Consider the following 12,613-nt stretch of genomic DNA (forward strand, 5'->3'; position numbering starts at 1 on the left):
CGCTGGCCGCGCAGGCTCCGGCGGCTCCCGCCGTGCCGCCGGATCCGGCCGCGGGCGCAAGCCGGGCAAGGCCCGGATGACCCGGCGCGGGCGCATCCTCGCCTGGACCGGCGGCATCATCGGCATCCTGCTGCTGATCACGGCCGGGGTCGGCGGCTGGGTCTACTTCAAGCTGGACGGCAACATCCACGGCGCGGACGTCGGCAGCCGGCTCGGCGGCGACCGCCCCGCCAACCTCAGCCCCGGGTCCAAGAACATCCTCGTCGTCGGGTCGGACAGCCGTGCGGGCGCCAACGCCAAGTACGGCAAGAACCTGGACACGATGCAGTCGGACACCCTGATGGTGCTGCACATCGCCGCCAACCGCGAGTGGGCCACCGCCGTCTCCTTCCCGCGGGACTCCTGGGTGTCCATCCCGTCCTGCGACAGCGGCAACGGCCGGAAGTCCAAGCCCCACCACTTCAAGATCAACGAAGCGTTCACCATCGGCGGCGAGGGCGGTGACGTCGCCAGCGCGGCGGCCTGCACGATCAAGACCGTCGAGAAGAACACCGGGCTGCGCATCGACCACTTCGTCTCGGTCGACTTCCAGGGCTTCAAGGGCATGGTCAATGCCCTGGGGGGCATAGAGGTCTGCCCGAAGACCGCGATCCACGACAAGAAGGCCCACCTGGACATGGAGGCGGGCTGCCAGAACGTCCAGGACGAGAAGGCGCTCGGCTACGTCCGTACCCGCTACAGCGTCGGCGACGGCTCCGACCTGGGCCGCATCGGCCGCCAGCAGGAGTTCATGAAGGCGCTCGGCGAGAAGGCGCAGTCCAAGCTGACCAGCCCCGGCGCGCTGTACGACTTCCTCGACTCGGCCACCAAGTCCATCACGACGGACAACGACCTGGCGGGCGTCAAGCCGCTGTCCGAGCTGGCCTCCACGGTCAAGGACGTGCCCAGCAACCGGCTCACCTTCCTGACCGTGCCGAACTACCCGCGCGAGGCGGACGTGCCCACCGACAAGGCGAACGTCGTGTGGCAGTACCCGCAGGCCGGCGGTCTCTTCAGCGACCTGGCGCACGACAAGGAGATCGACAAGGACAAGCTGGCCGCCGAGGGCAAGAAGCTCGTCACGGCGCGCTCGGTGAAGGTACGGGTCCTCAACGGCACGGGGAGGACCGGTTACGCGGCCGAGGTGGCGGCGGACCTGCGCAAGATGGGCTTCACGGTCGTCTCCACCGACAACGCGCCCGCCGGCAGCGAGACGGCCATCACCTACCCCGCGGCGCTGGACGCGCAGGCCAAGGTGCTCTCCGCCCGGCTCGCGGGTGCCAAGACGGAGAAGTCGGCGGACGCGACGGCCGCCGGTCCCGGCGTGGTGACGCTGACGGTCGGCGACGGGTTCAGTACGACGGGCTGACCCCCTCCCGCGACGTACGCACCGTCGTCGTACGGCACCGTCGCGCAGACGCCGGAGCGCCGGACAGGCTGAGTGGTCAGCCTGTCCGGCGCTCCGGCGTATGTCTGCGCCTAAGCGCCCGTCAGCTCTTCTCCTCCAGGTCGCCCTCGGTCTCCAGGAACGCCTCCCGGAGCGCCGTCAGCGTCTCCTTGTCCGGCTCGGCCCACATGCCGCGCGACTCCGCCTCCAGAAGGCGTTCCGCGATGCCGTGCAGGGCCCAGGGGTTGGCCTCCTGGAGGAACGCGCGGTTCTCCGGGTCCAGGACGTACGTCTGGGCGAGCTTGTCGTACATCCAGTCGGCGACGACGCCGGTCGTGGCGTCATATCCGAACAGGTAGTCGACGGTCGCGGCGAGTTCGAAGGCGCCCTTGTAGCCGTGGCGGCGCATCGCCTCGATCCAGCGCGGGTTGACCACGCGGGCACGGAAGACCCGGGAGGTCTCCTCGACCAGCGTGCGGGTGCGCACCGTTTCCGGGCGCGTCGAGTCGCCGATGTACGCCTCGGGCGCGGTGCCCTTGAGCGCGCGCACGGTCGCGACCATGCCGCCGTGGTACTGGAAGTAGTCGTCCGAGTCGGCGATGTCGTGCTCTCGGGTGTCGGTGTTCTTCGCCGCCACCGCGATCCGCTTGTACGCGGTCTCCATCTCCTCGCGCGCGGGGCAGCCCTCCAGGCCGCGCCCGTAGGCGTATCCGCCCCACACCGTGTAGACCTCGGCGAGGTCGGCGTCGGTGCGCCAGTCGCGGGAGTCGATGAGCTGGAGCAGGCCCGCGCCGTACGTGCCAGGGCGGGAGCCGAAGATGCGGGTGGTGGCGCGGCGCTCGTCGCCGTGCGCGGCCAGGTCGGCCTGGGCGTGCGCGCGCACGTAGTTGACGTCTGCGGGCTCGTCCAAGGACGCGGCGAGCCGTACGGCGTCGTCCAGCAGGCCGATGACGTGCGGGAACGCGTCACGGAAGAAGCCGGAGATCCGCAGCGTCACATCAACGCGCGGGCGCCCCAGTTCGTCGGCGGGAATCGGCTCCAGGCCGGTCACCCGGCGCGAGGCGTCGTCCCACACGGGCCGGATGCCGAGCAGGGCGAGCGCTTCGGCCACGTCGTCGCCGGAGGTGCGCATCGCGCTCGTACCCCACAGGGACAGACCCACCGAGGTCGGCCAGTCGCCGTGGTCGGTGCGGTAGCGCTCCAGGAGGCTGTCGGCGAGCGCCTGGCCGGTCTCCCAGGCCAGCTTGCTGGGAACGGCCTTGGGGTCGACCGAGTAGAAGTTACGGCCGGTCGGCAGGACGTTGACCAGGCCGCGCAGCGGCGATCCGGACGGGCCCGCCGGGACGAAGCCGCCGGCCAGCGCGTGCACCGCGTGGTCGATCTCGTCGGTGGTGGCGGCCAGGCGCGGCACGACCTCGCGGGCGGCGAAGGCGAGGATCGCCGCCACCGGCTCGCGCTGGTCGTCCGGCAGCTCGGCGGTGACCCGCTCGACGGCCGCCAGGTCCCAGTCCGCGTCGTCCATGGCCTGCACCAGGCCGCGGGCCTGCTCCTCGACCGCGTCGGCGGTCGTGCGGGTCGCGGCCGACTCGTCCAGGCCCAGCGCCTCGCGCAGGCCCGGCAGCGAGGACGTGCCGCCCCAGATCTGGCGGGCGCGCAGGATGGCGAGTACGAGGTTGACGCGCGCCTCACCGGCGGGCGCGCCGCCGAGGACGTGCAGTCCGTCGCGGATCTGCGCGTCCTTGACCTCGCACAGCCAGCCGTCGACGTGCAGCAGGAAGTCGTCGAAGCCCTCGTCGTCCGGGCGCTCCTCCAGGCCGAGGTCGTGGTGGAGCTTGGCGGCCTGGATCAGCGTCCAGATCTGGGCGCGGATGGCGGGCAGCTTGGCCGGGTCCATGGCGGAGATCGCCGCGTACTCGTCCAGCAGCTGCTCCAGGCGCGCGATGTCGCCGTACGACTCGGCACGGGCCATCGGCGGCACCAGGTGGTCGACCAGCGTGGCGTGCACCCGGCGCTTGGCCTGGGTGCCCTCGCCCGGGTCGTTGACCAGGAACGGGTAGATCAGCGGCAGGTCGCCGAGGGCCGCGTCCGGGCCGCAGGCGGCGGACAGGCCGGCGTTCTTGCCGGGCAGCCACTCCAGGTTGCCGTGCTTGCCCAGGTGGACCATGGCGTCGGCGCCGAAGCCGCCGTCCTCCTGGGAGGCGGCGATCCAGCGGTAGGCGGCCAGGTAGTGGTGCGACGGCGGCAGATCGGGGTCGTGGTAGATCGCGATCGGGTTCTCGCCGAAACCGCGCGGCGGCTGGATGAGGATGAGCAGGTTGCCGCGGCGCAGGGCCGCCAGCACGATGTCGCCGTCCGGGTTCTTGCTTCGGTCCACGAACATCTCGCCGGGCGGCGGGCCCCAGTGCTCCTCGACCTGCTCGCGCAGTTCCTTCGGCAGCGTGCCGTACCAGCGCTTGTAGTCGGCGGCCGGGATACGGACGGGGTTACGGGCCAGCTGCTCCTCGGTCAGCCACTCCTGGTCGTGGCCGCCCGCCTCGATCAGCGCGTAGATCAGCTCGTCGCCGACGCCGGACTCCAGGCCGGGCACGGGCTCGTCCCCGTAGTCGTAGCCCTCCTTTTGGAGGCGGCGCAGCAGCGCCACCGCACTGGCCGGGGTGTCCAGACCGACCGCGTTGCCGATGCGGGAGTGCTTGGTCGGGTACGCGGACAGCACCAGCGCCAGGCGCTTGTCGGCGGGCGCGATGTGGCGCAGCCGGGCGTGGCGTACGGCGATGCCGGCGACCCGGGCGGCGCGCTCGGGGTCGGCGACGTACACCGGCAGGCCGTCCTCGTCGGTCTCCTTGAAGGAGAACGGGACGGTGATCAGCCGGCCGTCGAACTCGGGCACCGCGATCTGGCTGGCCGCGTCCAGCGGCGACAGGCCCTCGTCGTTCTCCTCCCAGGCGCTGCGCGGCCCGGTCAGGCACAGGGCCTGGAGGATCGGCACGTCCAGCGCGGCCAGCGCGCCCGCGTCCCAGGACTCGTCGTCGCCGCCGGCCGACGCCTCGGCGGGCTTGGTGCCGCCCGCCGCCAGCACGGTCGTCACGATGGCGTCGGCGGCCCGCAGCTCCTCGATCAGCTCCGGCTCGGGTGCCCGCAGCGAGGCGACGAACAGCGGCAGCGGGCGGCCGCCGGCCTCCTCGATCCGCTCGCACAGCGACTCTATGAAGCCGGTGTTGCCGCTCATGTGGTGGGCGCGGTAGTAGAGCACGGCGACCAGCGGGCCGGTCGCGGCGCCCGTGTCGTCCGTACGGGCCACGACCTCCGCGCCCGTACGCGCCTCGGCCGCCAGGTGCTTCGAGCGCTCCAGGTGGCCCCAGGAGGGCGCGGCGGCCGGCGGCTCGAAGCCGTGGCCGGTCAGCAGCACGGTGTCGGACAGGAAGCGGGCGAGCTGCTCCAGGTTGGCGGGGCCGCCGTGCGCCAGGTAGGCGTGCGCCTCGGCCGCGATGCCGATGGGGACGGTGGACGCCTCCATGAGCTGCGCGTCCGGCGCCTGTTCACCGGTGAGCACCACGACGGGCCGGGGCTGGCCGGCGGCGAGGAGCTGGTCCAGGCCCTCCTGCCAGGCGCGCAGGCCGCCGAGGAGACGGACGACGACCAGGTCGGCGCCGTCCAGGAGGGCGGGCAGCTCGGCGAGGTCGAGACGGGCGGGGTTGGCGAGCCGGTACGGCACGGGACCGGCGGCCGCGCGGGCGCTCAGCAGGTCGGTGTCGGACGTCGACAGCAGCAGGATCATGGCGGCGTCTGGCCTTCCTCGGGGTCCGCGCCCCGGGCGGTTCACGGACGGCGGGAGTTCCTGGCTCGCCCGGCGGTGGCCGGGCTCACAGTGGCGGGACCGCGCCGGGTTTCCACCGGGCTTCCTCCCTTGGCGCCGTCGCTGGCGTCCGGTGGGCCAGCTGACCCACCGACCTGCATAGTAGAGGCTGCGATCGAACGGCGGGCGGCAGACCGTACAGAGCATCGTCGGTATGCTCGCCGCCATGCCGCCCACCCCCGCGATACCCCCGCACCGGGACGAATCCCTCGTACGGGACAGTGGTGCTGCCTGCGCACCGGACCGTGGAGACGCCGGACAGGCCGACGGGGACGCCGTGCGGGGCCGGGAGGACGCCCGCGTACGCGACCGTGCGGCCGCCCGCGTGCGAGACGCGCAGACCGGCGCGGACACCCTCGTTCGGGACCGCGGAGACGCCTGCCCCGGCGCGCTGCGGCTGCACTCCGCCGCCGACGGCTCGCTGGCCCGACTCCGCCTCCCCGCCGGTCTCCTGACCGCACCTCAGGCACGCGCCCTCGCCGACGCCGCGGACCGCCTCGGCGACGGCCACCTCTCCCTCACCTCCCGCGGCAACGCGGAGCTGCGCGGCCTGGGCGACGGCTGCGCCGCACCGCTCGCCGACCTGCTGCGCGCCGCCGGTCTCCTCCCCTCCGACCAGCACGAACGCGTCCGCAACATCGTCGCCTCCCCGCTCGCGGGCCTGGACGGGCAGGGCGCCGACGGCGGTGCCCCCGTCCAGGAGTGGGCCCGTGAGCTGGACCGCCTGCTGTGCGCGAGCGACACGGCCCCCGCTCTCTCCGGCCGCTTCCTCTTCGCACTGGACGACGGCCGCGGCGACGTGGCCGCGCTCGGCGGCGATGTGACGTTGGTCGCAGAACCCGGCGGCACGGCGCTGCTGCGCGTCGGCGACGACTCCGAGGCCCTGCGCCTCCCCGGCAGCGAGGCCCCCCGCGCTGCCCGCACCGCCGCAGAAGCGTTCCTCTCGGTCGCCCACGAGGCCGGCCACGGCTCCTGGCGCGTCCGGGAACTCCCGCCAGGACACGACGCCGCCGCCGTACGCGCCCTCCTCCGCACCCGCCTCCCGCAGCCGTACGAGACGACCGCGGCCCCCGCGCCCACCGCGCCCCGCCCGCCCCGTCCCAGCACCCTCACCACCCCCGACGGCACCCACGCCGCCCTCTCCCTCCTCGCCCCCCTCGGCCGCCTCACCACCGCCCAGCTGCGACGGCTGGCCGACGTGGCGGCCCAGGACGGCCACGGCGAACTCCGTATGACACCCTGGCGCGGCGTGGTCCTGCCCGGCCTCCCCCCCGAGGCGGCCGGCCCCCGGCTGCGCGAACTGGCCACGGCCGGCCTGGTCACCGACCCGGCCTCCCCCTGGTACGGGCTCGGCGCCTGCACCGGCCTCCCCGGCTGCGCCAAGTCCCTGTCCGACGTACGGGCGGACGCCGTGACCGGCCTCCGTATGGACGGCACCGGCGGCCCGCACCAGGCCGCCACCGGGCTCCTCCCCGTCCACTGGTCGGGCTGCGCCCGCCGCTGCGGCCACCCGCACGGCGCGTGGGTCGATGTCGTCGCCACCGGCGACGCCTACGAGGTGTCCGTACGGGGCACCCGGCACGCGGCGCCCGCCACGGCCACCGTCCCCCTGACCGAACCCGGCCGCCTCGCCGACGCCGTCGCGTCGGCCCGCGCGGCCGGCCGCACCACGCCATGACGGCCACCCGCACACCTGACATGACCGATGACATGACCGAGGGCAACGAAACACAGTGAGCGAGTTCGACTACGAGAAGGACGGCGCGGAGATCTACCGCCAGTCCTTCGCCACCATCCGCGCCGAGGCGGACCTCGCGGACCTGCCCGACGACGTCAGCCGGGTCGCCGTCCGCATGATCCACGCCTGCGGCATGACCGACCTCGTACGCGACCTGGCGTACTCCCCGAAGGTCGTCGCCAGTGCGAGCGAGGCGCTGCGGGACGGCGCCCCCATCCTCTGCGACGCCAACATGGTCGCCAGCGGCGTCACCCGCAAGCGGCTGCCCGCGGACAACGAGGTGCTCTGCACCCTCGCCGACCCGTCCGTACCGGACCTGGCCAAGCGGATGGGCACCACCCGCAGCGCCGCCGCCCTCGAACTGTGGCGCGACCGCCTGGACGGCGCGGTGGTCGCCGTCGGCAACGCCCCCACCGCCCTCTTCCGCCTCCTGGAGATGATCGAGGAGGGCGCGCCCCGCCCGGCCGCCGTCATCGGCATCCCGGTCGGCTTCATCGGCGCGGCCGAGTCCAAGGACGCGCTGGCCCAGCACCCCGCGGGCCTGGAACACCTGGTGGTACGCGGCCGGCGCGGCGGCAGCGCCATGGCCGCGGCAGCGATCAACGCGATAGCGAGCGTGGAAGAGTGACCGAGCAGCACACCGCAGGCCGCCAGGCCGAGCAGTCCTCCGCCCCCGCCCCGGGCCGCCTGTACGGGGTCGGCCTCGGCCCCGGCGACCCGTCCCTCATGACGCTGCGCGCCGTCGAGGTCATCTCGTCCGCCGACGTGATCGCGTACCACAGCGCCCGGCACGGCCGCTCGATCGCCCGCTCCATCGCCGAACGCCACATCCGCCCGGACCACCACGAAGAACCCCTGGTCTACCCGATCACCACGGAGTCCACGGACCACCCCGACGGCTACCGAGGCGCCCTCAACGACTTCTACACCGAAGCCGCCGCCCGCCTCGCCGCGCACCTCGACGCGGGCCGCACGGTCGCCGTACTCGCCGAGGGCGACCCCCTCTTCTACGGCTCGTACCAGCACATGCACCAGCGCCTGGCCGACCGCTACGAGACCGAGGTCATCCCCGGCGTCACCTCCGTCAGCGCCGCCGCAGCCCGCCTCGGCAAACCTCTCTGCGAAGCGGACGAAGTCCTCACCATCCTCCCCGGCACCCTGCCCACCGAGGAACTGACCGCCCGCCTCGCCGCCACCGACGCCGCCGTCGTCATGAAGCTCGGCCGCACCTTCCCCTCCGTGCACCAGGCCCTGACCGACTCCGGCCGCCTCCCGGAGGCCGACTACGTCGAACGCGCCACGATGCCCGGCGAACGCACGGCGCCCCTCGCGGAGGTGGACCCGTCCACCGTCCCCTACTTCTCCGTCGCCGTCGTCCCCAGCCGCATCGCCACCCCTCCCCCGGCCCCCGCCACCGGCTCGGTCGTGGTCGTCGGCACCGGCCCGGCAGGCCCGTTGTGGCTCACACCGGAGTCCCGCGGCGCGCTCGCCTCCGCCACCGACCTCGTCGGCTACACCACCTACCTGGACCGCGTCCCCGTACGCCCCGGCCAGGAGCGCCACGCCTCCGACAACAAGGTCGAGTCCGAACGCGCCGAACTCGCCCTGGACCTGGCCCGCCGCGGCCGCCGGGTCGCGGTCGTCTCCGGCGGCGACCCCGGCATCTTCGCGATGGCCACGGCCGTCCTCGAAGTAGCCGCCCAGGAGCCCTACCGCTCCCTCCCCGTACGCGTCCTCCCCGGCGTCACCGCCGCCAACGCGGCCGCCGCCCGCGCCGGCGCCCCCCTCGGCCACGACTACGCGGTCATCTCCCTCTCCGACCGCCTCAAGCCCTGGGAAGTCATCGCCGACCGCCTCCACGCGGCCGCCTCCGCGGACCTGGCGATGGCCCTCTACAACCCCGGCTCCCGCACCCGCACCTGGCAGGTCGCCAAGGCCCGCGAACTCCTCCTGGAACACCGCGCCCCCGACACCCCGGTGGTCATGGCCCGCGACGTCGGCGGCCCGACGGAGTCCGTACGCGTCGTCCCCTTGGCCGACCTGGCCCCCGAGGAGGTCGACATGCGCACGATCCTCCTGATCGGCTCGTCGCAGACGGAGTCGGTACGGCGCGGGGAGGGCGACCGGGAGACGGTGTGGACGCCGCGGCGGTACCCGGAGAAGTAAGAGCCCGCGCGACGGGCGGGCCCGGCTTGCACCCCGGGCCGCCCGTCCCCTGGTCGGCCCTCCGGTCGAGAACCCGCCACATGATCCCCACCCGACAGGCGAATCCAGCCACCACCGGGCCGTGCCGCCCCTGATCACCTAACGTCGGCGCGGTCCGCCAACCCGGCGGACCGCTCAACGGGGCACACAAACGGGGACAGCACCACATGACCGGCACATCCAGAAGCAAGCGCAGCAACCACCCACACTTACGCACCGCCGTCGCCACCGCCACGGCACTCCTGCTGGCAGCCTCAGCCACCGGCTGCGCCACCAAGGACGAACCCTGCGGCCCGGCCTCCTCGTCGCGCTACCGCGCTACGGACCTTCACGGCACCTGGACTTCCCTGAAGGGCCATCTCAAGCTCAGCGACCTCGGCGGCAAACTGGGCCAGACCTTCAACTCCCAGGGCTGGCCGAAGAACACCACCCTCGACCAGACCGTCAACGACGCGCCCCTCGAAGGCGGCCTCTTCGGCAAGGGCACCTGGTCCCTCTCCACCGACCACACCGCCCTCACCCTCACCTTCGACCGCCTGGACGCCGAACTGGAACGCACCACCATCCACACCCTGCGGATCGGCGAGGAGAAGAGCCAACCGGTCCTCTACACGCGGGTCGGCGACCCGGAGGAGTGCCATGTGTTCATGCTGACGCGGCAGGGGGAGTGAGCCGGGAGCGGCGGCCGGTGGCGGGAGGCCCCGCCCGTGCTGCGACGAGGGCACCTGCCGGGCGCGCGCAACCGCTCCCCCGCCTGATCGGGTGCACGCCAGCCGGTTCGCCCGGGGCTGAGTCAAGAGCGGTAGCCGCGCACTTTCAGCTCACCTATGAAGGAAACCCACGCATGGTGGGTGAATATCAGCGTTGGGCCGTCTGCGTCCTTGCTGTCGCGTACGCGCAGCGAACCGGTGACCGCGTCGGCTACCTCGACACAGTTGCCGTCGCCGCCGTTGCTGTGGCTGCTCTTCCGCCACTCCCCGACCGCCGGGCCGATTCCTGCGCTCATGCCGTGTCGCCCTCCATCAACTGCTTGATATACGCGACCGAGTCACATGGCGACAGCGCCAGGTCCCACAACTGCTCGTAAGACAGGCGGTACTGGGACACCTCCGCCACGTCCTCGATCAGTTCCCCCGACTTGTTGCCTTCATGGTAGGCAACAGCACTTCCGTCCGCCATCCACAAGAGAGACAGCGAGCCACCGAGCAGATCGTGCACTCCCGCACTGAGCGGAAGTACCTGCAAGACGATGTTCGGCATGCCAGCGGATGCCACAAGGTGCGCGAGTTGGGCTCGCCAGGCCGCCGCGTCCTTCAACGGTCGCATGAGGACCGATTCATCGATGATCACCCGGATGCGGGGAGGCGTCGCTCGGCACAGCAGCTCCTGCCTACCGATGCGGGCCGCGACCGCTTCCTCCAAGTCCTCGTCGCTGAGAGGCGTCGGCGCCGATGAGAGCACTGCCTTGGCGTAATCCTCGGTCTGCAACAAGCCTGGCAGAACCATCATGTACTTGTGCATGACAGTGGCCCTCGCCTCGTACCACATGAACGACTTGTAGCGGTCTTTGAAGGCGTCCTGACGTGCCAGCCTCCACAGCCCAACAAGCAATTTTCCCGTTCCGTAGACCCGGTCCAGCGCCTCCATGACTTCCCGCCGTGACAGACGCTCGCCGTTTTCGAGGCGGTTCAAGTACGTACGGTCGTACCTCGTCTCCTCAGCCAGCTGAGCCAGCGACATCCCGGAGGCGTCCCGCAAACGGCTCAACTCACGCGCGAGCACTTCACGCGCCGACTCCTCCGCTCCCGCACCCTCCGTAGCCATATGGCCTCCTCTGTTGCCCCTTGAGGGGTGACAACAGCGTCCCCCTGCCTGCGAGTTGTTCGGAGGGTAACCATGGATGAACGCAAGGTGCTTGCGAAAACCACCGACCGCTCAAAGGCAGATACACATGACCACGAACACGCACACCCGAACCACGAACACGATCAAAATCGCCGAGGAAGCGCGCGACGAACTCCGTACCGCCCTCACCGCAGTCGGCATCAAACTGCCCACCCTGAGCCTGGACGCCGTCTCCGTCACCGGCGACATCGCCCGCCCGCTCGTCACCCTCGGCCGCTGCACACCCGAGGTGGCCCGCCGCCTCGCCGCCGTACTCCGGACGTGCTCCACGTGACCGACGTACAGCCCGCGCCCCCGAAGCCGCCCCCACCCCCGGACGACACCGTCCGCCACCAGGCTCTGACGGCGCGCGTCAGGGAGGCCAACCGGTGGAGCGAGTCCTGGCCCCGGTGAGACGGCACGTGCCCTGACACGTCGCCAGCAGGGTCGGGAGGTTCGACAGACGGGCAGCACCCCGGCGAGGCCTTGACGCTCACCACCCCGGCGGATAGCGTTCCGATTCGGATCGGAACGCTATTCGCCTCCATGAGGGAGCCGCAAGTGAAAGCCGTAGTCGCCATGTCATCCGGAGACACCACCGTGACCGACACACCGGACCCGTCCCCCACCCCCACCCAGGTGCTCATCGACGTCGAAGCCGCAGGCGTCGGGTATGTGGACGTCATGACGCTGCGGGGCGAGTACCCGGCGTTTCCCGGTGCGGGGGCGGTGCCCGGGATGGAGGTCGTCGGGCGGGTGACGGCGGTCGGGGCGGAGGTGTCCGAAGGGCTGGTGGGGCAGCAGGTTCTGGCGTTGCTGACGGGGTTCGGCGGGTTTGCCGAGCGGGTCGTGGCCGAGGCCGAAATGGTCCTCACGAGCCCGCCCGGGGCCGGTGCGGACGATGTGGTCGCGCTGGGTGTCAACGCCCTGGTCGCCGAGCTGGCGCTCCAGCGGGTGGGGGCCGCTGCCGGGGAGCGGGTGCTCGTCCGTGGTGCCGGTGGCGGGATCGGGGTGCTCGCCACACAGATCGCGCGTGCCCGGGGAGCCGAGGTCACCGTCGTCACCTCGTCCGCGGCACGCGGCGAGCGCCTGCGGGGCCTGGGCGCCGCGCACGTCGTCGACCGGAACCGGTCCGGCGTTCCCGATGCGGGCTTCGATGTCGTGGTGGACACGGTCGCCGGCCCGGATCTGGGGCAGCATCTCGCACTCCTGCGGCCGAACGGGCGTTACGTCCTCTGTGGCGCCGCCGGTGGCTTCCCCTCGGTGGAGTCCTTCGCGCCGCTGCTGCGGGACTTCCACAAGTCGCTGTCGCTGCACGCGTTCAGCCTCAATTCGGTGGCCCCGGAGGAGCTTCGAGGCTCTTGGAAGAGGGTGGTGGCGCTTCTGGACGAGGGGCGGCTGTCAGCCGTGGTGGATCATGTTTTCCCGCTCGCCGAGGCCGCCGCCGCACTGCGGCGGGTGGCGGATGGAAAGGCGTTCGGCAAGGTCGTCCTGCGTCCCCGGTAGG

The 12,613-nt window shown here is 72.3% G+C and carries 10 protein-coding genes and 1 riboswitch; of the genes, 7 read left to right on the top strand and 3 right to left on the bottom strand.

All coding sequences use genetic code 11. The features are described 5' to 3' along the window. The first annotated feature begins 76 nt into the window (after nt 1-76). On the top strand, nt 77-1,408 hold the full coding sequence (locus JXZ78_RS09640; RefSeq protein ID WP_030021109.1) for an LCP family protein: 1,332 nt from the start codon (nt 77-79) through the stop codon (nt 1,406-1,408). Between the two features lie 121 nt (nt 1,409-1,529). Here JXZ78_RS09640 and cobN read toward each other — a convergent pair whose 3' ends face one another. Continuing rightward, the gene (gene cobN / locus JXZ78_RS09645) at nt 1,530-5,201 is read right to left on the bottom strand and encodes a cobaltochelatase subunit CobN (protein WP_238782791.1); all 3,672 of its coding nucleotides are present in this window, start codon (nt 5,199-5,201) and stop codon (nt 1,530-1,532) included. A gap of 54 nt (nt 5,202-5,255) precedes the next feature. Beyond that, nucleotides 5,256-5,328, bottom strand: a riboswitch (cobalamin riboswitch). Between the two features lie 117 nt (nt 5,329-5,445). On the opposite strand from cobN, the gene cobG reads away from it, so the two are divergent. The 4 genes from cobG to JXZ78_RS09665 all read left to right on the top strand — a co-directional run bounded on the left by cobG (nt 5,446) and on the right by JXZ78_RS09665 (nt 9,893). Beyond that, nucleotides 5,446-6,957 (top strand): precorrin-3B synthase, encoded by a 1,512-nt coding sequence (cobG, locus tag JXZ78_RS09650; protein WP_238782792.1) that lies wholly within the window; start codon nt 5,446-5,448, stop codon nt 6,955-6,957. A gap of 55 nt (nt 6,958-7,012) precedes the next feature. Beyond that, on the top strand, nt 7,013-7,645 hold the full coding sequence (locus tag JXZ78_RS09655; protein ID WP_030021112.1) for a precorrin-8X methylmutase: 633 nt from the start codon (nt 7,013-7,015) through the stop codon (nt 7,643-7,645). Beyond that, nucleotides 7,642-9,183 carry a precorrin-2 C(20)-methyltransferase gene (locus tag JXZ78_RS09660; RefSeq protein ID WP_030021113.1) on the top strand — a complete coding sequence of 514 codons (1,542 nt, stop codon included), beginning with the start codon at nt 7,642-7,644 and terminating at the stop codon, nt 9,181-9,183. The genes JXZ78_RS09655 and JXZ78_RS09660 overlap by 4 nt, the downstream gene beginning before the upstream one ends. A 206-nt stretch (nt 9,184-9,389) precedes the next feature. Further along, entirely contained in the window at nt 9,390-9,893 is a 504-nt protein-coding gene (locus JXZ78_RS09665) for a hypothetical protein (protein ID WP_030021114.1), read from the top strand. 122 nt (nt 9,894-10,015) lie between these two features. Here the strand turns inward: JXZ78_RS09665 and JXZ78_RS09670 are convergent, their stop codons facing one another. Beyond that, a complete protein-coding gene (locus JXZ78_RS09670; protein ID WP_033038248.1) occupies nt 10,016-10,228 on the bottom strand; it encodes a DUF397 domain-containing protein in 213 nt (70 codons plus the stop codon). Then, nucleotides 10,225-11,046: a helix-turn-helix domain-containing protein gene (locus tag JXZ78_RS09675; RefSeq protein ID WP_030021116.1), complete on the bottom strand. Its 822-nt coding sequence runs from the start codon at nt 11,044-11,046 to the stop codon at nt 10,225-10,227. Before JXZ78_RS09675 ends, JXZ78_RS09670 begins: the two co-directional genes overlap by 4 nt. A gap of 127 nt (nt 11,047-11,173) precedes the next feature. On the opposite strand from JXZ78_RS09675, the gene JXZ78_RS09680 reads away from it, so the two are divergent. Both JXZ78_RS09680 and JXZ78_RS09685 read left to right on the top strand, forming a co-directional pair. Beyond that, entirely contained in the window at nt 11,174-11,401 is a 228-nt protein-coding gene (locus JXZ78_RS09680; RefSeq protein ID WP_030021117.1) for a hypothetical protein, read from the top strand. Nucleotides 11,402-11,706: 305 nt separating this feature from the next. After that, nucleotides 11,707-12,612: a quinone oxidoreductase family protein gene (locus JXZ78_RS09685; protein WP_238782793.1), complete on the top strand. Its 906-nt coding sequence runs from the start codon at nt 11,707-11,709 to the stop codon at nt 12,610-12,612. Nucleotide 12,613: the final 1 nt, after the last annotated feature.

Origin of the sequence: Streptomyces monomycini (assembly GCF_022271435.1) — a bacterium.
Classification (GTDB): domain Bacteria; phylum Actinomycetota; class Actinomycetes; order Streptomycetales; family Streptomycetaceae; genus Streptomyces; species Streptomyces monomycini.

Coding starts and splice junctions, on each gene's coding strand:
- JXZ78_RS09675 (WP_030021116.1), bottom strand. CDS start 11,046: ATGGCTACGGAGGGTGCGGGAGCGGAGGAGTCGGCGCGTGAAGTGCTC.
- JXZ78_RS09670 (WP_033038248.1), bottom strand. CDS start 10,228: ATGAGCGCAGGAATCGGCCCGGCGGTCGGGGAGTGGCGGAAGAGCAGC.
- cobN (WP_238782791.1), bottom strand. CDS start 5,201: ATGATCCTGCTGCTGTCGACGTCCGACACCGACCTGCTGAGCGCCCGC.
- JXZ78_RS09680 (WP_030021117.1), top strand. CDS start 11,174: ATGACCACGAACACGCACACCCGAACCACGAACACGATCAAAATCGCC.
- cobG (WP_238782792.1), top strand. CDS start 5,446: ATGCCGCCCACCCCCGCGATACCCCCGCACCGGGACGAATCCCTCGTA.
- JXZ78_RS09665 (WP_030021114.1), top strand. CDS start 9,390: ATGACCGGCACATCCAGAAGCAAGCGCAGCAACCACCCACACTTACGC.
- JXZ78_RS09640 (WP_030021109.1), top strand. CDS start 77: ATGACCCGGCGCGGGCGCATCCTCGCCTGGACCGGCGGCATCATCGGC.